The 23,442-nt window shown below is 37.0% G+C and carries 17 protein-coding genes; 5 read left to right on the top strand and 12 right to left on the bottom strand.

Going from position 1 to position 23,442, the window contains the following annotated elements:
* Positions 1-34 precede the first annotated feature (34 nt).
* Both GQR55_RS14670 and GQR55_RS14665 read left to right on the top strand, forming a co-directional pair.
* Positions 35-1,990 (top strand): nucleoside-diphosphate sugar epimerase/dehydratase, encoded by a 1,956-nt coding sequence (locus GQR55_RS14670; RefSeq protein WP_166421184.1) that lies wholly within the window; start codon positions 35-37, stop codon positions 1,988-1,990.
* A gap of 709 nt (positions 1,991-2,699) precedes the next feature.
* The gene (locus GQR55_RS14665) at positions 2,700-3,173 is read left to right on the top strand and encodes a hypothetical protein (protein WP_166421183.1); all 474 of its coding nucleotides are present in this window, start codon (positions 2,700-2,702) and stop codon (positions 3,171-3,173) included.
* A gap of 143 nt (positions 3,174-3,316) precedes the next feature.
* Here the strand turns inward: GQR55_RS14665 and GQR55_RS14660 are convergent, their stop codons facing one another.
* From GQR55_RS14660 to GQR55_RS14630, 7 genes are all read right to left on the bottom strand, one after another.
* On the bottom strand, positions 3,317-4,471 hold the full coding sequence (locus tag GQR55_RS14660; RefSeq protein ID WP_166421182.1) for a DUF3596 domain-containing protein: 1,155 nt from the start codon (positions 4,469-4,471) through the stop codon (positions 3,317-3,319).
* A 261-nt stretch (positions 4,472-4,732) separates the two neighbouring features.
* Positions 4,733-6,019: a hypothetical protein gene (locus GQR55_RS14655; protein WP_166421181.1), complete on the bottom strand. Its 1,287-nt coding sequence runs from the start codon at positions 6,017-6,019 to the stop codon at positions 4,733-4,735.
* Positions 6,016-8,814, bottom strand: a complete 2,799-nt coding sequence (locus GQR55_RS14650) for a site-specific integrase (RefSeq protein ID WP_166421180.1) — start codon at positions 8,812-8,814, stop codon at positions 6,016-6,018. The genes GQR55_RS14655 and GQR55_RS14650 overlap by 4 nt, the downstream gene beginning before the upstream one ends.
* Positions 8,807-10,243 carry a hypothetical protein gene (locus GQR55_RS14645; protein WP_240916868.1) on the bottom strand — a complete coding sequence of 479 codons (1,437 nt, stop codon included), beginning with the start codon at positions 10,241-10,243 and terminating at the stop codon, positions 8,807-8,809. Before GQR55_RS14645 ends, GQR55_RS14650 begins: the two co-directional genes overlap by 8 nt.
* Positions 10,244-10,397: 154 nt before the next feature.
* On the bottom strand, positions 10,398-10,871 hold the full coding sequence (locus GQR55_RS14640; RefSeq protein ID WP_166421178.1) for a hypothetical protein: 474 nt from the start codon (positions 10,869-10,871) through the stop codon (positions 10,398-10,400).
* 146 nt (positions 10,872-11,017) lie between these two features.
* Positions 11,018-11,365, bottom strand: coding sequence for a hypothetical protein (locus GQR55_RS14635; RefSeq protein WP_166421177.1), 348 nt, complete (start codon positions 11,363-11,365; stop codon positions 11,018-11,020).
* A gap of 139 nt (positions 11,366-11,504) precedes the next feature.
* Complete coding sequence (locus GQR55_RS14630; protein WP_166421176.1) at positions 11,505-11,822, bottom strand: hypothetical protein; 318 nt, start codon at positions 11,820-11,822, stop codon at positions 11,505-11,507.
* 895 nt (positions 11,823-12,717) lie between these two features.
* Between GQR55_RS14630 and GQR55_RS14625 the strand changes: the two genes are divergently transcribed.
* Both GQR55_RS14625 and GQR55_RS14620 read left to right on the top strand, forming a co-directional pair.
* A complete protein-coding gene (locus tag GQR55_RS14625) occupies positions 12,718-13,050 on the top strand; it encodes a hypothetical protein (protein ID WP_165725293.1) in 333 nt (110 codons plus the stop codon).
* Between the two features lie 240 nt (positions 13,051-13,290).
* Positions 13,291-13,902, top strand: a complete 612-nt coding sequence (locus tag GQR55_RS14620) for a hypothetical protein (protein WP_166421175.1) — start codon at positions 13,291-13,293, stop codon at positions 13,900-13,902.
* A 262-nt stretch (positions 13,903-14,164) separates the two neighbouring features.
* On the opposite strand, the gene GQR55_RS14615 is transcribed toward GQR55_RS14620, so the two are convergent.
* Both GQR55_RS14615 and GQR55_RS14610 read right to left on the bottom strand, forming a co-directional pair.
* The gene (locus GQR55_RS14615) at positions 14,165-15,295 is read right to left on the bottom strand and encodes a hypothetical protein (protein WP_166421174.1); all 1,131 of its coding nucleotides are present in this window, start codon (positions 15,293-15,295) and stop codon (positions 14,165-14,167) included.
* Between the two features lie 591 nt (positions 15,296-15,886).
* Positions 15,887-17,254: an MFS transporter gene (locus GQR55_RS14610; RefSeq protein ID WP_166421173.1), complete on the bottom strand. Its 1,368-nt coding sequence runs from the start codon at positions 17,252-17,254 to the stop codon at positions 15,887-15,889.
* Positions 17,255-17,490: 236 nt separating this feature from the next.
* Between GQR55_RS14610 and GQR55_RS14605 the strand changes: the two genes are divergently transcribed.
* Positions 17,491-17,709: a hypothetical protein gene (locus GQR55_RS14605; protein WP_166421172.1), complete on the top strand. Its 219-nt coding sequence runs from the start codon at positions 17,491-17,493 to the stop codon at positions 17,707-17,709.
* Positions 17,710-17,826: 117 nt separating this feature from the next.
* Here GQR55_RS14605 and GQR55_RS14600 read toward each other — a convergent pair whose 3' ends face one another.
* The 3 genes from GQR55_RS14600 to GQR55_RS14590 form a co-directional block, all read right to left on the bottom strand.
* Entirely contained in the window at positions 17,827-18,378 is a 552-nt protein-coding gene (locus tag GQR55_RS14600; RefSeq protein WP_166421171.1) for a hypothetical protein, read from the bottom strand.
* Positions 18,378-22,208 carry an AAA family ATPase gene (locus tag GQR55_RS14595; protein ID WP_166421170.1) on the bottom strand — a complete coding sequence of 1,277 codons (3,831 nt, stop codon included), beginning with the start codon at positions 22,206-22,208 and terminating at the stop codon, positions 18,378-18,380. Before GQR55_RS14595 ends, GQR55_RS14600 begins: the two co-directional genes overlap by 1 nt.
* 426 nt (positions 22,209-22,634) lie before the next feature.
* A partial coding sequence (locus GQR55_RS14590; protein ID WP_166421169.1) for a tetratricopeptide repeat protein occupies positions 22,635-23,442 on the bottom strand: 808 nt, incomplete at its 5' end.

Genomic DNA, 23,442 nt, shown 5'->3' with positions numbered 1-23,442 from the left:
CTTACCCAATATTAGAACCGCAAAGGAACTTGCCGTGGATAGTTTCATCCGTTCTGTTTTGAGTGCTTCTAGGGCTAGAAAACGCCTTATTACGCTTTTTATTGACTCGCTTTTTATTTTTATCGCTTTTTGGTTGGCCCTTATCGTACGGCTTGATAGCCTAACCCCCCTAAATAATAAAGAAAATTGGTTTTTACTAGCCTTACTTATCCCTATTAGCTTATTCACGTTTATTAATTTAGGGTTGTACCGAGCGGTCCTCAGATACATGAATTCGCAAGCAGTGTGGGCTATTGTGCTCGGTACTGTGATCACGACTGCGTCGTTGGTGATTATTGCTTTTTTTACTGGCGTAGAGATACCTCGCACTATGCCATTTATATTTGCATGGCTATGCTTATTGACCGTCGGTGGCGCACGTATCCTAGTGCGAGCCATTATTAGTAAAATGACGATGCATAAAAAGGAATCTGTCATTATTTATGGCGCTGGCTCAGCTGGGCGACAATTGGCCACCGCCTTAGGTGCAGGCCCGAATTACTACGTGCGTGCTTTTATAGATGATGATACGACTAAAAATAACTCTGTCATACAGGGTATCCCGGTTATCAGATTTGAAGATATTTATGCCTTAATTGCTAAGGGTCAAGTGACTAAAGTACTGCTTGCTGTCCCTAGCGCTCCGCGTTCGCGCAGAAAAGAAATACTTGCCCAATTAGAGCCTCTCACTGTCAAAGTACTCTCTATACCGGGTATGGCCGATGTTGTTGAAGGTAAAGCCAAGCTAGCTGAAATGACTGAGGTTGGCGTTGAAGATCTATTAGGGCGCGACCCAGTTACACCAAAAGCTGATTTAATGGCGGCTAATATCGCAGACAAAATAGTGATGGTAACAGGGGCGGGGGGCTCAATTGGCTCAGAGCTGTGCAGACAAATAATTAAACAAAAGCCAAAGAAACTTGTGTTATTTGAGCAAAGTGAATATGGCTTATATATCTTAGAAAAAGAGCTTTCAGAGTATATTGAGCATAATAGCTTGGCTATTAAGCTGGTACCGATAATGGGCTCTGTTCAACGCATTAACAGACTCGAAACCGTAATGGTCACGTTTGGTGTACAAACTGTTTATCATGCAGCGGCTTATAAGCATGTACCTTTAGTTGAGCATAACGTAGTCGAAGGCGTGCGTAATAATGTATTTGGTACTTATTATGCTGCGAAAGCTGCCGTTAACGCAGGCGTTGAAAAGTTCGTACTGATTTCAACGGATAAAGCAGTGCGCCCTACTAATGTTATGGGCGCAACCAAACGTATGGCGGAGCTTGTGTTACAAGGTTTAGCACAAGAGCAAGGTAGCAAGCACAAGACGCGTTTTTGTATGGTGCGTTTTGGTAATGTTCTGGGTTCTAGTGGCTCTGTAGTTCCCTTATTCCGTAGACAAATTAAAGAGGGTGGACCCATAACACTTACTCACCCTGATATAACACGTTTTTTTATGACTATTCCTGAAGCTGCCCAATTAGTGATACAAGCGGGAGCGATGGGGAAAGGCGGGGATGTGTTTGTGCTCGATATGGGCGATCCTGTTAAAATTAAAGACTTAGCCACGAAAATGGTTAGGCTTTCAGGGTTAAGCGTTAAAAGCGATACGAATCCACATGGTGATATCGAAATAAAATGCACCGGATTACGTCCCGGTGAAAAACTTTTTGAAGAACTACTTATTGGCGATAACGTTGGTGAAACAACGCATGAACGTATTATGACGGCAAAGGAGGTGATGCTCCCTTTACCTGAACTAAATGTTTTCATTGAGGCGTTAGATATTGCGTGTCATAATTTTGATAATGAAACAATTCGTCAACTACTGCTCGATGCCCCAACAGCGTTTAACCCTACAGATGGTATATGTGACTTAGTGTGGAAAGCAAAAACGAAAAAAATGAGTGATGAAAAGCTTGTTGATAATATTATTAATTTAAAGCGCTAAGTTCAGATCAGAAGTTAACTCTAAGTTTAGAGATTTACGCTATGGGCTTATGTTAACGTTATTCTTATTTTTAGGCGCGGCTCAAAAGCCGCGCTTTTTTTCATTTTGTAATATAGTTTTTTTATAGTAATCGAGAAAAATAAATTATAAGGATTGCTCATGTTACGTAAGTATTTCGGTACCGATGGTGTTAGGGGAAAGTGGGTACGTTTCCTATCACGCCTGATTTTGCAATGAAATTAGGCTGGGCAGCATGAACCGCTTTAGCCTCAAGTGGCAAGAAATCGGAGTTTTTCAGATAAGTTGTGGCATTTTTAAGTTTTGTTAGGGGCAGGTATTGTTACTTTATACACTATAAATTTGCTCTATTCGCAGATAATATCAATAGTGAAGGTGTATACGCTGAAGGAAAAAGTTTAAAAAGTGGGGCTACCCTGTGAAATATATGATCTCTACGCCATCTGCATCCAGAGAATACACAACGAGTAAATAACCATCCTAATGAAATATACTGGTTAATTATAAAAAACATAGACTAATGGGTTGGTTTTTGTAATATTGAATGAACTTATCAAGGAATGATTAAGGGTAGTAATACTATTTAAAACATTTATTGATGAGAAAATACGTTTAGGCTGTGAAAGATTTAGCTTAAATTTAAAATATTCTATAACAACAATAAGTGCTAGATATTAAATAAGGAAATAAAATGAAGAAATTAATATTAACTACTGCAATCGCATCAATCATGTTAGCAAGTGGTTGTACTTCAATACCAGCAGAACAAAAAGACTCTGCTGGATATAATGAAATTCTGCAATTCACTCCTCTGGAAGACAAAGCTGTACTGTATGTTTATAGAAGAATCGATTCAGATCATCGTGGTCAAATCACGACTATTGACATTGGAAAAGAGGAGTTACCTACAGTGAGCGATTGCGTGATTAGGCATATCGTCGACGGAGGAGAGTTCAATATTGAGCCAAATGGGAATGGCTTATTTGCTATTGAAAAAGAACTCGATCTATCATCTCCGAATGGCAGTGTTAGTGTCATCGAGTTGAAACACAGTTTTCGCATCGGTATACCAAATGTTAGTGAGCTCTTTTTAAGAAGTAAAGATGAGCTGCGACGCGCTATCGAAGAAGACAACTTATGTGTAATAGATGGAGTGAACTTATAAGGGGCTGTTTGTGAGCTTAATTGTAGGTGATAGTTACAGTGATTAAAGAGATAGTTTCACTTTTGAAAACATGCCGTATTGAATAGGGATATGAAGCCTTTTAAACTCAAAAGGCTTCATAGAATGATTAACAGATTTTACGCTCAAGCAATCCCACGCTCTACCATCATTTCACTAAACGCAAACCCATCTTGTCTAGAGGCATTCGCAATATAAGGCGCATAAACCTCGAATAATAATCGAGTATCACTGTGTCCGAGCATATGCGAGATATATAACGGGTTTTCATGCGCAGCGATATGCAATACAGCAGCTGTATGGCGAGTCTCATAAGGACGCCTATGTGATAGCCCCGCATTTTTCAATGATGGATACCAAAGCTGTTTACTCACAAAGTGGTTATCGAGTGGGTTGCCATTGTAGGTAAACACAAATTCAGTATCAGCTAGGTCTTTTAAGCGGTTAAATAGCGCGTATAAAGTATCGCACATTTTTAGTTCGCGCCGTGATTTAGGGGTTTTTACATCACAAAGCTCACCATTAACCCAGTTATGGCGAATACGAATAAGGCGATGATTAAAATCCACATCACCCCAACGCAAGCCATGAACTTCACAGCTACGCATCCCAGTCCAAAAGCGCAGTTTAAAGTAATCTTTCCATTCAGTGGGTGCTGCATCTAAAAAGCGCTGTACCTCATCAGCGGTTAGCGGGTTTGAGTCAGCACGTTCTTCTTTGAGTGTTTTATAACGACGCATAGGGTAGGGGAAATTATGCTCTTCGGCGGCTAAACTCAAAATAGCGATGAGCGGCCATAATATTCCATTGATGCGTTTATTTGTAAGCTTTCGACGGCCATTCTTTTTTATCAACGTTAGGCTTTCACGAAAAAAATCTACATTTGCCAATGTGATTTCGCTGACGAGTATATTTCCAAATTCAGGTGTCAAATAAGTATCGAGTATATTGCGCACTACACTTTGATAGCTATTTTTCCATTTTGCTTTTTGACGGTCAAACCATTCATTCGCGTAATCATTGAAAAACGGATACAGGCGATCGGGATCTTTGGTACGTTGTAGCGTCTCAAACTTCGCCACCTTCTTACTCTCAGGGAAATAATCACGATACTGAAAGGTTTCTAAAGCAATTTCTGCATTGATTTTTTTAAGCGTCGCATGGGCTTTTTTTAAATTAACAGGGGTCGCCATGAGCTTAGTGCCTTCACGAAAGCGCTGCCCGTAAAGGTGTAAATCATATTGAATACGTCCGTTAGGACGAATGCGAATGTGAGCCATAATGGCCTCCATCAGTTAGTGGATCTATAAATAGATCTATCCCTCACCAATGGAATTCGTTAGAATTAAGCCATCGGCTGGGGTGGTTTAAACGTCGCGCAGCCGATACGGGGTAGAGAGGTTCCAGCCTCTTTACCCCAACTGCTTATCTTATTTCTCAATTGTGCTGATACTATATACTAAGTATTAAAACGCGCCACTATCAAAATAATTACTCATAAATATAGCAAGCACTGTTTATTTGTCCAGTATATTTCAGGATTAATACTCTTCCTCTTTACCCATAATGTACCCGAATAAATCTTTTTGTACTTCCTGCTTTTTGTTCAGTGTATTTGTATCAGCTTGACTTTGATTTAACTCTTCAAGTAGCGCTACAACTTTAGGAAGCTGGCTCTCATCTTTCTCAATCGAAATAGTGCGATGTGGTAGTGTGTTCTCAAGTGAAAAATACACACCTAATTTACGTTCGTCGTTTTCGTACTTAAGAATGTCGACGCGCGTACTTGCCGCTTGGGTTAAGTCGCTAATGTTAATGCCCAATAGTGCTTTTAGTGAAAAGCGATATAATGACTCACTATTTTTTGTTTCGCTACACGTTTCAGTTACCGTGATTGGGTGCACAAATTCAAATGGGGGCATAATAAATGCTATAGCGGCTTTATCACCGCTTAAGTATAACAATGCATCATCCGCCTTTTTAATGGTTTTATACTCAGATGAGCAGTGTCGAACTTCATTTTTAACTGCAAGGAAATCTACTACAACATGTTTTTCGTTAATGAATTTAAGAGGCTTCTTTGCGAAAAACTCTTCAACGCCGGCCAATGAATAAGTGAGTGTGGTTTCAGGTGTTTTAAAAGTGAGTAATTCACCCTGCTGGACGAATTCGATTACATCGCTCTCGGTATTCTTACATAAATAATTAAGCTTACGGCTAATCTCCTCTGTTAAAACCATAGAATCGTGTAATTCTAGGTTGTCAGGTAAGTGCACTTCTTCAACATCGCCATCTCGCTGTATTCGACAATGCTGTTTATCTACGTTTATTTCTAAAAATTCAAAAGGCATTAGTTCAGATGACTCGTATATCACGCGCTCTAAAGAGGCTTTAGGAACGGGATTAGTTGGGCGTTGTGAACTTTCTTTAATGTAAGTTAAATGCCCTTCATATACATCGACACACTCACATCGACGCAGTGCATTTTCGTTGCTTTTCATGTCATTATGGATTAATTCAATTGAAGCCGCACTTGAGGGTAAGGTATTAATACTTAATTTAATGTCTTCATTTGAACTAAAGTAATTTGGCAGCTGCTTTGCAAAACTGCCGTCAATTGAAAACTGAGCGTCTTCTAAATGTGTAGAGGACGTATCCAGTATAAGTGTACAATATGAACATAAAGGAGGTTTACCAGCTATGAATGTCATGGAGCCTTCCTTTTTACTTATTAATACGGTTACTAGGCTGTCTGCATAGCGGGTATCAATATTCTCAGTTATGCTCTTAAGCGGTGCTGTTTTGTTACTAGAAATATTAATTTTCATGATTTTACCTTATTGCATTGAAATAATTGAATAAATTCTTTTGCGAATTTGAGTGTTTTAGATGATAGTGTTGTTTTTGGTGTTAAATTAATCGTTAATAGTGATTCTCCTTTAGCATGTTTAGCAATTTGAATGGCTTCATCTTTTTTAGAAAATAATGTTTTAAGTAATACTACTTGCCGTTCGCCGTTGATTTTCTGATTAACAGAAAGGGTAAATGCAATACTCAACCAGTCCCAGTCGGTATGCCTAAACACAGTGGTAAATGCCCGTGCATTTTTGCTGTTACAGGCAAGCGAGATTTGTAATGACTGTTCATCATCAGAAAGTAGAATGGGAGGTAAGTTGTTTAGTGCTGTGCGCTGCTTTTTACTAATTGGTTTAATGTGATGCTTACTACCATTATCCCATATAAAGCTCAGCGCACTTAAGTCAAGTGCTTTATGTTCAAACATGGCTTCAAAAATAAAACTCAGTAACGAGTGTTCGCTACTATGAATTGATTTTTTCCACATTAAGGCAAGGTCAACAGTTGTACTCGTTTTTTCCGCTTCATTCTTTTTGCCAAGTACGACCTCTCTGAGCTGCTTATCGCTCAGTTTTACTGGTTGACTGCGTTTTTGTCCCAGTGTTTTATTGGCGTATTCAGGGCTAAGCCTAAGTAGTATTCTAGATAGATCGTTAGATTTAGGGCTTAGTCTTAATAAATAGCGCAGCTCACTGTGAGTATGTTCATGAAGTACATAAGGTGCATGGGCACGACTAATGATAGGAAGTAGCCATTCAATATCATGTAAATACGACCAACGTGTTGTGTCATAGTAGATGTGACCAATTTGCAAACCCATTTCATCTAAAAAAGCAGCATCATTCACTTCGTGAACAGCTCTACCTTCAAACCAATAATCGAAACGAGTAGTCACCGAGTTGTTTGAAAGCACTTCTTGCTCTAATGGGGTTTTTCCTCGTTGTTCATCTGGTGTAACGCTCACGAAATACAGTGTTTGCAGCATAAATAGATGTACACCACTGTGGCGAAGGTGATGAAAGTTAAGATGCTTACCAAATAAACACCTCAAAGCACGCGACACAGGTAATAAATAATAAAGCTGCCGCGAATGATACTTTTCACCTTCAAACCCCAATAAAGGTTGCTCGCGAGGTATGTTCTTTTTTATTTCAAATAGATATATAAATAACTGGCGGTACTGCACAGGAAGTGTGGTGTACACCGTGCGAGTGGTGTTGCTTTTGGTGTTGCCTTCTGGTGTATTAGTTACCGTGATTGTTATAAGGCCATTACTTGGCTTAAATCGAATATCTTTACGGCGTAACCTTAGGACTTCACCACGGCGCAGCATAGCGTAAAACCCTAATAACGCTGCAATCGCACCAAATAAACTACGAAAAGGGTTGTTAGTTTTACTTGATAAAAGCACTTCAAGTAGACGGTCAAATTCGTCAACAGTTAATCGACCAGGACTCACCGATGGCGCTACCAGAGGCGAGCTAAAGCTAGATAAATCGAGTGTATCTGTTTGTTCTTGGTAGCTTAAAAAGCGTAAAAAGTTATAAAAGGTGCCTTTTACTATATCGGAGTCTATCGAGTCATAGACAGTTTGGGCCCACCCATTAATAGCCTCTTCGCTAATAGCATCTGCGTAACACAGAGGGTAGGGCTCAAGTTTACTTTTAAGTGAGGTGTAGTTTTTAATCGATCCTAGTGCAAGGGACGCTTTTTTTACTCCCCCATACACAAGCAGCTGTTTTGTGTAATCAAATAACAAGCGCGGTAGAATATTATTAGCATCCCACGGCGGTGTTTCGACAGTGCTGAAATCTTTTGAGTGTTTGAGTAAGGCTTCATGAGGCCAACGCACTTTTTTTTGTAATTTAGTTAATGAATCAAACCACTTGGTATCCCAATCGATAGCATAAATCCCGGCCTCTTTTATTTTTGGTAGTGAAATGGGTTTTGACAAGCCAACATGCCGCTCTGGATTAGCTAAATCCTTAATGAAGATAGGCGGTAGTTGAAAGCGAAGGTACCAACTTATCTGAAATCGTTTCGGCCATGTCTGCTTTATACTACAGGCAGGTAACCCATTTTTTTCCACCCAACTTGATAAGTCTACATACAAACATTTGGAGCTTATTCTTGGAGGTGATTGTGCATAATAATCCTCTAAGAAACGATAGCTTTCGATTGATAAATAATAATGAGTTGCTCTTAATTCATCTGTCCCATACCCCATGTGAGTAATAGCAAGGCGTGGATTATCTTCTTTATCTATAATCGAATTCGGATTATTTAAAATAGCGCTGATATGCTCAAGCGATAAGGGGGCTACCTCAAACCCTATTATTAATGCCATAAAGCACGGTGTTAATGGCTCCCTTGTATCAAAAAAATACGTTTTTTGTTGTTGGTAACATGCAAAAATTTTATGCGCATGCGCTGCACCTTTTGCAAGCTCTTCAAAATATTGATGGTTGGTGTCACTGATTGTGTTTTTTATAAGTTCTGGTAATTGCCAATGACACGCTTCTCCTAAATAAAAAAGAATTCCCTCAAGCGCCTGCTTATATGCTCGTTGCTTCCCAGACGGAATAGCATTGATCTGCTGAGTGATTTTCCTTAGAACGGTATTATCGACAATACGCGTTTTCTTTTCTGTTATTTGCCAATACGTTAATACCCAGGAAATATCATCTTCTGTGGTCTTTAATGACCAAAATTGGGTCAAATAATCAGAGATTTGTTTTGTATGCTGATGTATTAATTTTTCAGACATAAGTTAAATCCTTGAGTCCTAGGCGCTTCGGTAGTGTATTTAAAAAGCTTTTGATTACTTCGAATCGAGCTGGAAAAAGCATATCGCTTCCGAGGCGCTCTCCCAGATTTTCATGCCCCATCAGCCGATCAATATCGTTGTCATATAGCTTGTCTGAAAACATATGGCTATTAGCACAGTGACTAAAAAAGTGGCGCAATTGATAAGGCACTACATTGGGCCAAATTTGATGCATGAATAAACGAAGTTCGCGACTTGTTAGGGCTTTCGGGATGTTTTTCTCACTACACGTATACCAAAGATCATCTAATTCAGTATGTATGCTGAGCTGTGTACGAATAACTGATTGTAAGGATAAGTACTGTTTAATTTCTTGCTGCAAATAATCACAGAGTATGAGTTGCCTAAGAACACCTTTATCTTTGATAAATACAACACCAGAACCTGAGTAATAAATCGATAAAATACTGATGCTATGTGTAGGCCTTGCGCCAGTAAGAACAATAAACAACAATGCAATTCGATAGGTTGCTTTATTATAGTAATCTCGCAGCGCCGATTGATTTGCTAAATATGCTTTTGAATGAGAGCCTTTAACCAAGACTTTTTCTTTAGCATTTACAACTAACGTATGTACCTTTTGGAAAAAGTGACTGACGTGGTTATCTTCAAGTGACCGAACACTGCCTATTAAAATAGCTGGAATGCGCTTTTTATCACTACTGTTTTGTGTGGTATCGAGTTCAAACTGACTTATCCCATCAGATTGCAATAAATAGCCGGCCTTTCTTATTGACGCCTTAATAAGGTTTGCAGAATACTTTTTTAGAAAGAGCTCAAAATATACGTGGAGTTCAGCCTTTCTTGCTGCGTTAATAAGGCGTGATAAGTAGCGGTTATGCGCATCAAATATTTTGCTGCGGATACGATCAGTATTTAACTGTTGGTAATATATCGCGCTAGAATGATGTGCTCTATCATCAGTTATTAGCTGCGATCGAACAATTGCACCTAGAGTGTTATCCGCCTGAGCACAATTAATAAAATAATGCTGGAAGGTATTTTTGTTAACGCGAGGGTTATTTTTTAATGTATTCGGTGTTTTCCATGCTGCCTTCATTAGCTCGAATAAATGTGCTTTATTTTTGAGATTTAAAAAAGGCGTACCGTAAGTTTGATCGCTAATAAATTTTTGAAAAAATGCATTTAAATAGGTCGGCATAGGTTGCCATAAATACACAATACGGTTTTTGTATTTACAGGGTCTCGCATACTCAGCCCATGATATTGTGCCATCATAAAAAGTGCGAAAAGTGTGTTTTTTACAAGGTTTCGTAGCAGATATTTTTATAAAATCAGGAATATCACTTGCCGAAATAATGTGCTTCCAGCCTCTTATTAACCACATGAATAGTGCTACTACAGTCATAGCAGGGCGTGCTTTAGCATCAACTCTAGCTAGCTTTATCAACATAATAGCTAATGTTGTGCCGTGCGCTAATGCATTAGGGTAGCGACCACCGGCATTACTCAAACGGTTACTTCTCGCAATATGCTCTGATATGCCCATGTTTAGCACTCCATTACCGAAAAGTAGAGGGAGATGTATTAGCTAGATTTGCCAATACATATTGTTTAGGTGTCGCTATTCCTTGCTCTTTAATGCAATTAAGACGGTGTTTAATATTTGTACTTAAATTAGTTTTTGAAAAAAGCGTTAATGCACCGTCAAAGAGTAGGGTTGTCAGAAGAACTTGCTCGGTAACTTCTTGCGGGTAAATAAGCAGTCTTAAGTTTAATTTCGCTTTCAGTGGATGTGCTTTAAAGCGTTCAAGTATGCTGCTTGTTGTAAGCGTTAAATAACTATTATCGTCAGTATCAATAATCGCGGCTAATGGGTGCAAGTCTAATAATAACTGTACTACTTCTATAGGTAAGCCATCAATGCTTTGGTTCGCTCTTAGCTGTATCACATCATTTTTGGTTGATTCAATCAGTAGCGGATGAGGTTTTAATTTAGCCTTTATAAGTGGAATCGATTTCTGTTTGTATTTCATAATTACTCTCCTAAATTCATTAAACTAACAACCTGTGTTAGGTTGCTGCTTCGTTTTACTCTCATTGAAGATTCACTTAACAACCCTTTCTTGAAAAAAGCTTACGTTTGTCCATTAATATGAGTATGTGTTTATTTGTACCTTTTTCATGGTGTAAATACAGATGTAGTTTTGCATTGCCTAATATGTAATTGCTGCGGTAAAGATCTGAATTCGGGTGCAAGTAGTGCCGGCTTTATTAACACAAGGGTAGAAATTACTGGCTCAGCTTCATCATAAATAATGAGGTATGCATTTAGCTTATGTGATACGTCATGACTGCGAATAATCTCAATCAGAGGCATAGCTGCTAATAAAATATACAGCCCTTCTTCTTCCGTTTTAAGTACGGGGATGGGACAAGAATCAAGCATACATTGAAGTTGCTCAATTGAGAGAAACTGAATGTTTGGAAGTGTTGACTGCGTAAACTTATCATCTGAGTGTAAAGTCATCAGCGTTGGATGTTGTTGCAATTGAAGTGAGTTTAACGGCAACTTTTTTGTCTTTTGCATAATCGTAATTTCCTAAAAATATAACTTTAAGATGATAAATAAATTTTTCTATCATCAAATGGAATTGCTCTTTTGTTTATTAAATCACGGGAATTAAGGGGTCACTGTCAAAAAAAAACGCTAAAATCGACATTTTTTGTCCACTTACCACTTTTTTGCTGTTTATTTCGAAATTAAACGCCAATTTCTGTTTTTCAAATCTAATTAACATCACCTTGATGCCCACCTTATTTCTCCGCAGGAAATCAAGCGGATGCTTCAAAAGAAAGGCTAATGAAAGAAGCTGCATATTTGGAAGTTCTGACTGCGTTAACTCATCGTCTGAGTGCAAAGTCATCATTGTTGGGTGTTGTTGCAATTGAAGTGAGTTTAACGGCAACTTTTTTGTCTTTTGCATAATCGTAATTTCCTAAAAATATAACTTTAAGATGATAAATAAATTTTTATATCATCTAATGGAATTGCTCTTTTAGTTATTAAATCACGAGAATTGAGGGGGCACTGTCAAAAAAAAACGCTAAAATCGACATTTTTTGTCCACTTACCACTTTTTTTGTTATTAAAATGTAAAAATATATCTTTTTCTAGTGCGCACCACATTTATGATAAAAAGGATAAATGATGAATAACGTTAAAAAGATGGGTACTTTTTCAAAGTGATTCAGCTGTAAAAGACACGTCAATTGACAAGATACTTATGTTTTTCAATTTAAGAATTGATCAGGTTAACAATGTTGTGGGTAGACATATTAAATTTGATTTTAAAAAAGTAGATTTACGCCGTGATATGTATTTTGCTTTTGTGCTTAATTAAAGTGGAAAAGACTAATTGTATGCAGGGTAGGTGTTGCGAAATATTATATTAAATAATGGCACATCTAGATTCGCAATTTGCGTGACAAATAGCGCTAATATATCCCTATAGTTAATGTTTACTCGACATATTAGGGGGAGGGTAATCATTCCCAGCAGGATCCTATTAAGCTTAATAATCTAAATTGACAATCATCTAGCGTCGATTAACTTGCCTAGCTACCGGTATTAAAATTCAAACGGATAGATGATATGAAATGTATTTTGTTTTATGATAGTCGGGAATTAGTAAAATTCTTTAAAAATCATATGAGTTCAAAGGGAAGTTGGATGTTTGACCACTACTAGTGGCAAAATGTATAGCTTAATTGATTATTCAACTTGTCCATTACTTCCTTAGATCTAATATTGATTATTTTAGGCACCATGTGCCTTATTCCAGCGTTAAATTTATAAGCTAAAAAATTAGGGAAGTATCAATGAAAAAAATAATTGCAGGATCAATCATTGCGGGTGTTTTAACTTTAGCGGGTTGTGCATCTTCAAGTCCATGGGATGGCATGCCTTATCAAGAAGCGAGTGCTTGGCAGGGGATTGGCGTCCAGGCTTATGATGCTAGAATTTTGCGAAGCAATGGCTTCACACCAACAGACACTAAAGAGTGGGTACAAGCTGGGATCAAATCACCACAGACAATAGTTGATTGGAAAATGGCCGGTTTTACGCCTCGAAATGCATCAAAGTGGATAAGTAAAAATTTCACATTAGAAAAAGCAATCGAGTTTAAAAAACAAGGTCTGACAGTACAGTAATAAGTCGCTATTCGAATTGTAATTAAAATGCCTTGCTGTGTTAACACAGCAAGGCATTTTTTGTTTGTAGATAGAAGTAAGCGGGTAATAACGTTAATGCATAGAAATATCACTAGTGTAAACCTCTATTTATACTAGCTATCGTTATGTTAAATAGAGCATTAAATTAAATCCCGTATGGAATAACCTGAAATATTGACTATATTTTCTTATATTGAAACTAAAATAAAAGGAAATAATATGGCTGGCTTAAAGGTCCTTGTATTAGAACCTGCAATTTACTTACCATCAGATACCCATAATTTTAAGCAAGATAAAACAGTCAAGCTAATGGGACTTTGGATAGAACACGCTAGTTTTATAGAAGAGGTTGATTTAAATAAATATAATTATAGCCAGAGGTATATTGAGGGAGTTGATAATTTACTAATGTTTTCTGCTGTGGATTCGACACCGGTCTGCGTTGATGTAGGTCGATTCGTTGATAAAGATACAGCGATTGTCATTAAAACTCAATTTATCGTACCTTTTAAAGGTAAGGAAATAGAGGTGCTACATGAGCATGCAATTTCATTCACTTCAGGGATGAAATGCGTTTCAGATAATTTATTTTTTACTACATCTCTCGCTGTACCAGCACTCTTTCGCTCTCATGGCAAAGAAATCGCTGATTTAATAAATAAGCCTTATAATGAAACTAAAGAGGACTTAACAACTTATAGCAATTATCCTAATGAATATGTGGAAACGCTAGCTTTAGTAAGTGAAGATGAGAAATTTGAAATGTGGTACAGCACCACATATACCGCACTTACGCCTAATCGGACAGGCTCCGTTATAGCGTTTAAATAATTAATTTCAGTACTTGTATGAGTTATAGAGTGAACCATGTTTTAATAAACTTGCTACGGTAATCCCCCTGAAAAATAATAGAAGCCAAACGTAGAATTTTCTCTTATTGTAAACACAAGATAAAATTATAAAAAAGCACATTTTACAGAATATGAGGTCATACTTTTAAGTTAAGGTAAAGTTCGTGATCTAAAAATCCCTTTTCTATATTAAAAATGACCTAATATTATTAAAACTTAGGTCATATATTTTTAAGGAATTATCATATCATTTTTATATAAATGATATTACCACCTTCTTTTACTTCGTATATTTCCTTATGTTTTCTATATTTTTCATGCTCTAATGTTATTTTATACTTCCCTACTGGCACTTCCATGCCATAAGTATAATTTTCGAAACCTTCAACACTAACTTTAACTCTGAATTTATAACTAGGCAGTATAAGTAAACTACCTTTCCCTGTGCCAGTTAATCTTTTATCATCTTCTACTTTCTTTTTTGTTGGGTCATAACGAGCTGAAATTATTTCTTGAGAATAATAAGTAAAACCTTTTTCGTTCATACTCATCTCTTTATACCGTTCTTCTCTTAATTTATTTCTTTTTTTATTTTGTATAATTTCTTCTTTTTCTTTTCTAATATCCTCTTTTTTCTGTTCAATATTTTTTTGAACTTCTTGATATTGCATATAAGGAGGAATAGAACCTAATAAAAAAGCAAAAATAACAGCAAATATAGAATAACTATTTTTATCTTTTAATGTTAAAAAAATAGATGTTAAAGAAACCATTATAGGTAATATGTAACCAGAAAAGATAAATAAAGGAACAAAAAACAATGAAAAAATACCATCTTTAATATTTTTACTATCTCCCATTTCTAAGAAGTCAATTTTGTATAAATATACCGTTATAGCTATAGAAATGGCTAAACCAACAAATGATACAATAACAAATGGCAGTGATGATTTGTTATTATTTAAATGTTTTTTAAAGCTTTCACTAAATAATAATGATGCTGTGCCAGCAATACAAAGTGGTAGAAGAAAAATAACACCTGTTTCTAAACTAGCATGAAATACTTTAATACAGGCTTCTATACCTTTATATATAAAATATATGCCTGCTCCTGCTATAAAAATACGTATCAAATTACCTGATTTATATGTACTTGAAAGCCCTGTTTTATGTATGCCATTTTCAGAATACCTAACATATGTTTTATCTCTACTATCTTCCTCCCCAAGAGAAAAAATAAAAGACATTAAAAGTTTCATAACAAACCAAAAAAAATACAAAGAAGAAAGTATAGGTATAGTAAAAAATATATACCATTTGGAATAGGTGTCTTCTGAAAAATCCTGTTCTTCAGTAATTTTTTCTTCTTTCATTGTAGCTCCTAGTAAAGATTGATTTTGAATTTATTTTTATTTTAAAAAATGTTTAATTGATAATTGTTTTTATTAAAAAACATAAAGATCTTCAAGGGAGATACCATTCCTTTATATGGTTTTCATCGCTTTTAGATATAATATTATAGTTAAATTTTGATTGGTATAAATTAATTTTTAATGTGTTATTACAAATGTAATACTCTTTAATTAATTGATATGTTTGATATCATAATTGATTGTACTTTTGAATGAATTAAATATTTATTCGAAAATAACTTCAACTTTTTCTTTGTAGCTTGAACAGTTTTTTATTTAAAGTGGATTATTCAAGTGCAACTTATTTGTCAAGAAAATATTTCATTAAATGTATACCAGTTTTTATATTCTTTTGTTTTTTGAAATGTTTTCAATATTATTTAATGTCCATCTGTAATCTTCTGATAATGATTCTTTAGAACTCAGGGCAAAAGCATTAAAAAGCTATGCGTAGTACAGCCTACCTTGAAAAGGTATTGAACTAATAGACTTTTTTCATGTTCTTGCCTTGTATTTTAAGGTAGATACGCAGTAAATAATTAATCTATCCTTTTAAGCTCGTCCTCGCAGCGCAGAAATACAACTGGCAAGAATTACAAACCCTAGTGACACTGTAAACGCCAATGAAATCGTACTCATTAATGCGTGGCCATTTTGTGCTGAAAAGGTGCTGTCACCAAGGTAATAATGCACAATTAAGTTGATTATGCTCATACCAAATAAATTACCAATAGTGCGCGATAAGTTCATTGAGGAAGATGCGACGCCTAGCTCACTTTTATCTATAGCACCCATAATGGCATTATTGTTTGGGGTCGAAAATAAGCCAAACCCAACCCCTAATAATAACAACGAGCCGCTAATGTAAACTGTGCTTGAACTAATGGATAACCGGGATAGCAGAAAAAAGCCAACGAGAACAATTATACACCCTAATGTGGCAAGTAAGCGTGGCTGTACTCTATCGGCAAGTCTACCTGCCAGTGGTGCCATGATAGCCATTGAAACCGCTTGGAGTAATATTATTTGGCCAGCATGAGCAGGGCTTAATCCTTTGATATATTGCAAATACAAACTTAACAAAAAGGCGAGTGAAAAATTACTAGCATACATTAGAAATGAAGTCGTCAACGATAAGCTGAACACACGACTTTCTAAAAACATTTGTACTCTAATTAAGGGGCGCCGACTGCGACTTTGGTGAACAATAAATAGCATTAAGCAGGTGATTGAAAGCACTGTTAAAAGCCACCCAGCTATATCAGGCAAATCACTTAATCCTAATACTAAGAACAGTGCAAAGAGCGAGAAAATAATCGTGCCCCACCAGTCAAACGGCGATTTTTTATCATTTTTCCACTCTCCATGTAAAAACAGTTTAATGGCAGCTAGTAGCAAAAGCACAAGAGGGATTTGTGAGTAAAACACGGCCCGCCATCCCCACATTTCAGTCAGCCAGCCACCGACCGCAGGTGCAGCGCTCAGCCCTATGTACACACACGCCGCAGAGGTCCCGAGTGCCATCCCGCGCTTATTATCAGGCGTGACAGAAGTAATGATGGCAACACCAATACCAAAAATCATGGCACCAGCAGCCCCTTGTATAAAACGCCAAAAAAGGACCCATTCAATAGAGGTCGCTAACGCACACATCAGCGAGGCCACTGCATTTAAACCTAAACCAAAAGCATACACACGTTTACGGCCATAATTGTCTGCCATTTTCCCGCACGGAAGCATAAACATTACGCTGCTGAGTAAATACAATGTAGGCATCCACGCGATCATTTTGGCATTAGCGTGTAAATCTTCGGCAAGATTTGGAATAGCGATATTAACGCCTGCCATACCAAGCGGTCCTATAATAGATCCGCTGCAAATGATAATAAGTGCAATAGTAGTAGTGGGAAGTTTAAACAAGCTGAATCCTTCTATTTCCGAGCCTTAAAATGATACGTGAAGATACTTGGTTGTACAGGGTTTTAAGTTGCTGAGGATGTCCAAAGACTACATGAACTTGAGTATATATAAATGTCGTTAATTTAAGAAATAACCTTAGCCACAACTTTCAATATCACAAAAAATCCACAAGGCTCTAGCACCTTTTTAATGGGTGGCCAAATTAACTATGCCACTACAATCTACAATGCCGAGGGGTGGGTTTTAATGGTCAAGAGCAATATTCGGCTGTAGTTGGCAATAATGCTAAAACACTAGGTGAAGCATGCAAGAACGTTTTTTTTCGTGCTGTCCGCATGACTGAATATCAAATAAATATAGCGTCTAACTTTACAATAGAAGCTGAGTTTTCTGATTTAGATGGTTATGTCGCTATTACACGTGGGACAAGCTTTACCAGCTTTATTGAAGGTTAATCAAATCTATATGGGATTTTAGAAGTTGGTCGGCAGTACCCTATAAACTTACTTTACTCATTCTTGAATGGCTAACCTAATCCCCGTGAATAGAAGGAAGTGATGTCACGGGGAAGCTTACTCGAGATCGCCAATGAGATAATCAAGCATATCTACTGTCTCTTGAGAATATTGTTTTTGCGCCTTTATTGCACTAGCGAAAAAACTTTTAGTATCATCAACCTTGCCATTATCAGGGTTAAGCAGTAACCAAATTTTATGAAGCCTGTCACGCTGCTCTTCACTGGATATAACGGCTATCATGTCTATGATTGGCGTAATACTCGTCATTTTAGTGTCACCTAAATATAAAGTTTGACGAAATTGGATGCGCGAATGCTCTTTAGTTAAACACCAATACCCTGAAGAATAGGTCTCATTTTCCTGTAACATATACTTTAATAGGGTGACGATGTCGGGCTCTTGGTAAGTAACACCCGTATATTCAAAAAAGTCACATTTATAATCCGCGACGACATGTAAAATTGTGCCGCCTTTCTCTAGGTATATGCTTATCGTATATACATTACTTTTTTCAGGACTTATGAATACATCGTCTTCCTCTGAGTATACGTAAGATAAGTAATAGATGTTGAGATATTGAGCAAGCTCATCGTGCGTCATTGCCATTACGCATCCCCTAATAGTGTTAAAATTTGGTGGCCCATCAAGGACTCTTCATCAATCAACTTTTCAGCAACGACTTCGAGTAATGAATAGTGTTTAATAAGTAACACTTCCACTTCTTTTTCTGCCGTTTCAATCCATCTTTTTACTGCATTTTGCGCATTCGCAAGTAAGTCACTCTCTTCAAAACGTGTGAGTAGGCCAACATTTAATGGCCCTACAGATGGCTCTATTCCCCCTTGATAAACTGCATGCATCGCTAATTGTGTGGCTTTTTCAATATCGTTACTTGCACCCGTGCTTATTTCATCTGCAGAGCCTGTGCACAGTTTTTCTGCAATTCTTCCGGCAAGGAGCATTTGTAGTTTGCGCATTATAGTAATTTTTGAGTAGCTCTCATATTCATCAGGCTGTCGTGTGGCGACAAATCCAAGGGCTTGATTACGAGGCTCTATAGTAATGAAGTCAATATGTTGTTTAGGGAATAAAAGGTGGTGCGCTACTAAATGACCGGCTTCGTGATAGGCTGTTTTACGTTTTTCGTCTCCGCTTAAAAATAAATGTTCAGAAGGGGAGCCATACCTCACTCTGATCATTGTTTTTTCAATAATCTCTTTAGTCAGCTGAACATCATTTGATACCGCAAACTGTATCGCTTCTTTTAATACCTGCTGAATTTCAGCAGGAGACATCCCTTGTGAAAGTGCAACCAGATTAAGTAGTTCAGCATCAGTCCAGTTTAAATTATGCTGTGAGGCGTATTGAGTGAAAAAGAGAGTACGTGCTTCTTTATTGGGTAAATCACAATATATAGTCTCGTCAAACCGCCCAGGGCGGGTAATTGCACGGTCGAGTTTTTCTGGGTGATTTGTTGCAGCTAATACAAAAATTTGGCATTTATCATCAAAACCATCCATTTCGGTTAATAATGCATTGACTGTTTGGTTTGCATCTTGAGCGGCTCCTGAAGTGCCTGCGGTTCTCGCTGCAGCAATAGCATCTATCTCATCAATAAAAACAATAGCGGGTGCATATTTCCTTGCGGTGGAGAATAGTTTTTTAATATTTTGTGTTGTTCCACCATGATGTGAAGCTGAAAGTTCAGCGGCTGATACACTGAAAAAAGGTAAATCACATTCACCGGCGACAGCCCTTGCTAGAAGTGTTTTACCTGTCCCAGGGGGACCTGCAAATAAGTAACCTGCGGGTACTGATATGCCAAAGTTATTCAGTTTTGATGGTTGTTTTAACCATCCAATAACATCATTAAGGCGATTCTTAGCACGCTCGAGTCCAATTACATCGGATAGTTTGTCAGTGGGAGCTGATTGAGAGAAAAAATCACTTTCACGTAGATCATTGGAATAAATAAGTTGTTGGGTATTTAAGTCATGAAAGGTCACTTCAATACCATCTGACGACTTCTCAACAGAGATGTTATATTTGAGCATTTGATTTTGATTACACATGCGAGTTAGCGAATATTCAGTATCAATGTAGAAATTAATCCGTTTAAACATATCTACCAACGCTTGTGTGACAGATACCGCATCTAAACTAAAGTGCTCTCTGACTTCTTCGTGATTAGCACTGTATCTTTTTTTCGAATCACTTATTAATTGATAAGAAAATAAAATTAGCTCAGGGTTTTTACTAGACATCTCATCAACTAGTTCAGCAAATCTATTTGCATCCAGTGAATCAACATCAATTAACAGGCTCTGAGGTCTTAGCTTTTCAAGAAGGTGGGGTATGTCGTTTTTATTAGCGCACAGGGTGATGCTTTCACTACTTAATGATTGGTTTATAGCGTCATAAACACGCTTATCATCATCTAACACTAAAAAAACATTTTGACTCGCTTGGGCTAAATCATCACTGACATTCACATTAATAAAAATATTACTTTGTTCTTCGTCTAAGTATGAAATTGATTTTTGTAATATGTTTGCTTGTATTTCAGGGAGTGAGTGCTCTATTTGTCGCATGGTAATTTCAGGCGCTAAACTTTTAAGTAAGAAACGTGGAAAACTCTCTGGCCATTTAAACGTTATGCCACCCATGCCGAGGGTGTCATGAATCAATACTTTTTCGGCAGCCTTAATAAAGTGATTTACTTTTAAACCAGAAAATAAAGCCGAATAACCTTTTGATAGTCGGTTCACAAATTCAGGCGCTAGACTTTGTCCCGTCTGACCATTCTTAGATGTACGAAGTACATCAAATACGTTTACTTGATGATGTTGGTTATTTTTATTGAATAACTCTTGCCCTAAGTTCGTCGTAAAAATAATAATAGACTGAGTAAAGTCAATTTCTTCTAAGCTGGTCGCATCTTCTGTATACCCAGAGTCTAGAATGGTTAACAACGATTGAATTACATTAGGGTGTGCTTTTTCAACTTCGTCAAAAAGTAATACTTGGCGAGGATTTATCCTCACTAAATTGGTAAGTAACCCAAGCGAAGCATCAGTATATTGGTTACCCGCGCCAACTAATTTTTTTGGATCGTGCTCATGGGTAAAATGTTCCATATTAAATACATTAAACCCGTAGCCTGAGCTTTCAACATCATTGAGTAATTCAGCAAAACGAGTGGCAGAGTATGTTTTACCCACGCCAGAGGGACCAGCGAATGTATAAATCATTCGAGGACCTTCACTACGATGCAGGCATGATGATAAATATCCTTGAGCGATGCCTTCCATTGCCTTTTTTTGACCAATGATGCGATCACTTAACGCGTCTTGTATTCTTTTTGATGTTTTTAATGATTTTACTGAGCGATTCTTACTGTTATTAATTGCTTTGAGCTCGTTAATAAACTCATCGTCTATCTCAAGTATTGATTTAATTAACAGGTTAGTATCGAGGGCATTACCATCAAACGCTTTATTTAAAGATGATTCAATCGAAGAATTGAATCTAAGGTTAAATACAGGGCGCTTAGCTTCGGCATACCAGTTTGTTGTACTGCCCTTTTCAGAATCGAAAGTGCGCACATCGACTACATCCTCGATGTTCTCACGGTAATCATAAGCTTGCTGTGGAAAAATAACTTGATAATGAAAGCAATTTAGCTCTGCCGCTAAGGTTTCGAGCATGAAAGGGACGCTTAATATGGCTGAAAAAAAGATATCTGGCGAGACGCTATCTAGCTTTAATCGGGCATATTCATTATTCGAAATACTCAAATCTGAGTTTTTTAAGAGATGGTTCGCCGTTGAAACAATGGTTATTTCATCAAATAATTCTCTAGTCTGTTTTGATAGTGAAGAGTAATGCTTTTTTATATCAAAAGGAGGCGGGGGGGTGTGTTTGATTGTTTCAATAGCACTCGCCGTGTGTGTCTCTTTGTCAAATAACCGAATTGTTTCATAAAGAGCAGGGACAGGGGCTTTTCCATCGTATTCCTCAGAGAAAAAACATTTCATCACCTGTTCAACAGATATAGTGTCTCCCTCTTCGGCGGCGAGTTTACTTTCATATCGATGAGTAGTAACAAACTTAGTTATGCATAAACTATCATTCGGTTGTAATGACGTCATAACTTTATACATAGGGAAGCCAGTTAACAATGAGTTAACACAATTAGGATGATGAAAAATGATGTTTTTAGCTTCGAATCCGAATAATGAATCTTCCTGTAAAATGAGTTCAAACGTCACAATTTTATTTTCTAGAACGGTGTCTTTCAATGACCAGTTCAACATGGTTAAAATAAAAGGTATTAAGCTGTCTGTACCAGACAAATGATCATAGTCTAAAATCTGTTCGTTATATGTTACTTTTTTACCGTGAAAGAAATCGCCTACTACATTATTAAAAGACATAACCACATTCCATTTTAGTTAAATTAAAGTAAGTTTAAGGTGATTTACTACCACTGTGTATTTATAACGGAATGAAAAATATAATGAAACCTTTATTTTTCAATATTTTTTATAAACTAGATTCAAGTTGAAAAATATAATCACCTGAACTCGGAAGAAAAATATGAGAAGCTCAATTTTCATTTAATTGATAAACACGTAGAGGTAGTAGTCTTTTAAAAAGTCAGTGTATTTAAAAATGATGATGGGATTGAGTCCAGATTATTTGGTGGGTGATTAGTGGTGAATTTTTATAGATAGCGCTCTGGATATATACAAATGTTGACGCATTTTTATATACACTCATAACACGAATAACGTTATTACAAATAGTATGATAACCACGGTTGAATTTAGAGTCTAATTCACCGTGGTCAAATTTAAGCGTTATTCGCCCTGATTAGGCTCTGCAAAATACTGAACAAACAATTGATATTTTTCGCTATCAAGTGGTTTGTTAGATTTTGATAACTCAATATAAGCAGAGAAATCCTCATTTCCGTGTAATAAGATATCTATTTGTTTTTTATACTGACTCGCAAATTTCTGCAGCATTATTGTATTGAAATCATTTGCGGCTTTATCGAAATCAAAAGGTATTGGTTGTGATGAATGATTTGATGCTTGAGCATACTTAACAAAAGGATAAATAAACTCAGCGCATTGCTCAACCTCTTCGATAGAGTCTAGAATAAACAACTTAAAGTATTGATTCAAATGTTCATGCACGGCTTGATATTGCTCTAAGCGTAATTGATAAGTCGCTATTGAATGTAATGTGTTTAAGTATCCTTGTAAGCCAGAAACGTGGTTAGCTTTATATAATTCAGTCGTAATAGTTAATTCTTTTTCACTAAGTTCAATGGCTGCTGTTAACTGGTTATTGTCGCTATAACTTACAGCTAAGTTATTTAGGCTGGTAGTGTAATCCTCGGCCCACGCGGCCTTATTTTCAAGGTAAAGGGCTTCACGGATCGCTAATGCCTTTTCCTCAAGCTCAATCGCCTGTAATAGCTGGTTATTAGCGTAATAGCTCGATGCTAAGTTGTTTAGGCTGCTGGTGTATTTTTCGGCCCACGCGGCGTTGTTTTCAAGGTAAAGGGCTTCACGGATCGCTAATGCCTTTTCTTCAAGCTCAATCGTCTGTGGTAGCTGGTTATTAGCGTAATAGCTCGATGCTAAGTTATTTAGGCTG

The sequence above is a fragment of the Pseudoalteromonas sp. Z1A8 genome (genome assembly GCF_011378855.1).
In the GTDB taxonomy this organism is placed as follows: domain Bacteria; phylum Pseudomonadota; class Gammaproteobacteria; order Enterobacterales; family Alteromonadaceae; genus Pseudoalteromonas.
This window is presented reverse-complemented; position numbering and strand designations above follow the sequence as displayed.

Coding starts and splice junctions, on each gene's coding strand:
- GQR55_RS14595 (WP_166421170.1), bottom strand. CDS start 22,208: ATGTCTTTTAATAATGTAGTAGGCGATTTCTTTCACGGTAAAAAAGTA.
- GQR55_RS14635 (WP_166421177.1), bottom strand. CDS start 11,365: ATGACTTTACACTCAGATGATAAGTTTACGCAGTCAACACTTCCAAAC.
- GQR55_RS14600 (WP_166421171.1), bottom strand. CDS start 18,378: ATGGCAATGACGCACGATGAGCTTGCTCAATATCTCAACATCTATTAC.
- GQR55_RS14660 (WP_166421182.1), bottom strand. CDS start 4,471: ATGGCTCACATTCGCATTCGTCCTAACGGACGTATTCAATATGATTTA.
- GQR55_RS14625 (WP_165725293.1), top strand. CDS start 12,718: ATGAAAAAAATAATTGCAGGATCAATCATTGCGGGTGTTTTAACTTTA.
- GQR55_RS14655 (WP_166421181.1), bottom strand. CDS start 6,019: ATGAAAATTAATATTTCTAGTAACAAAACAGCACCGCTTAAGAGCATA.
- GQR55_RS14650 (WP_166421180.1), bottom strand. CDS start 8,814: ATGTCTGAAAAATTAATACATCAGCATACAAAACAAATCTCTGATTAT.
- GQR55_RS14640 (WP_166421178.1), bottom strand. CDS start 10,871: ATGAAATACAAACAGAAATCGATTCCACTTATAAAGGCTAAATTAAAA.
- GQR55_RS14615 (WP_166421174.1), bottom strand. CDS start 15,295: ATGAAAGAAGAAAAAATTACTGAAGAACAGGATTTTTCAGAAGACACC.
- GQR55_RS14620 (WP_166421175.1), top strand. CDS start 13,291: ATGGCTGGCTTAAAGGTCCTTGTATTAGAACCTGCAATTTACTTACCA.
- GQR55_RS14630 (WP_166421176.1), bottom strand. CDS start 11,822: ATGCAAAAGACAAAAAAGTTGCCGTTAAACTCACTTCAATTGCAACAA.
- GQR55_RS14645 (WP_240916868.1), bottom strand. CDS start 10,243: ATGACTGTAGTAGCACTATTCATGTGGTTAATAAGAGGCTGGAAGCAC.
- GQR55_RS14665 (WP_166421183.1), top strand. CDS start 2,700: ATGAAGAAATTAATATTAACTACTGCAATCGCATCAATCATGTTAGCA.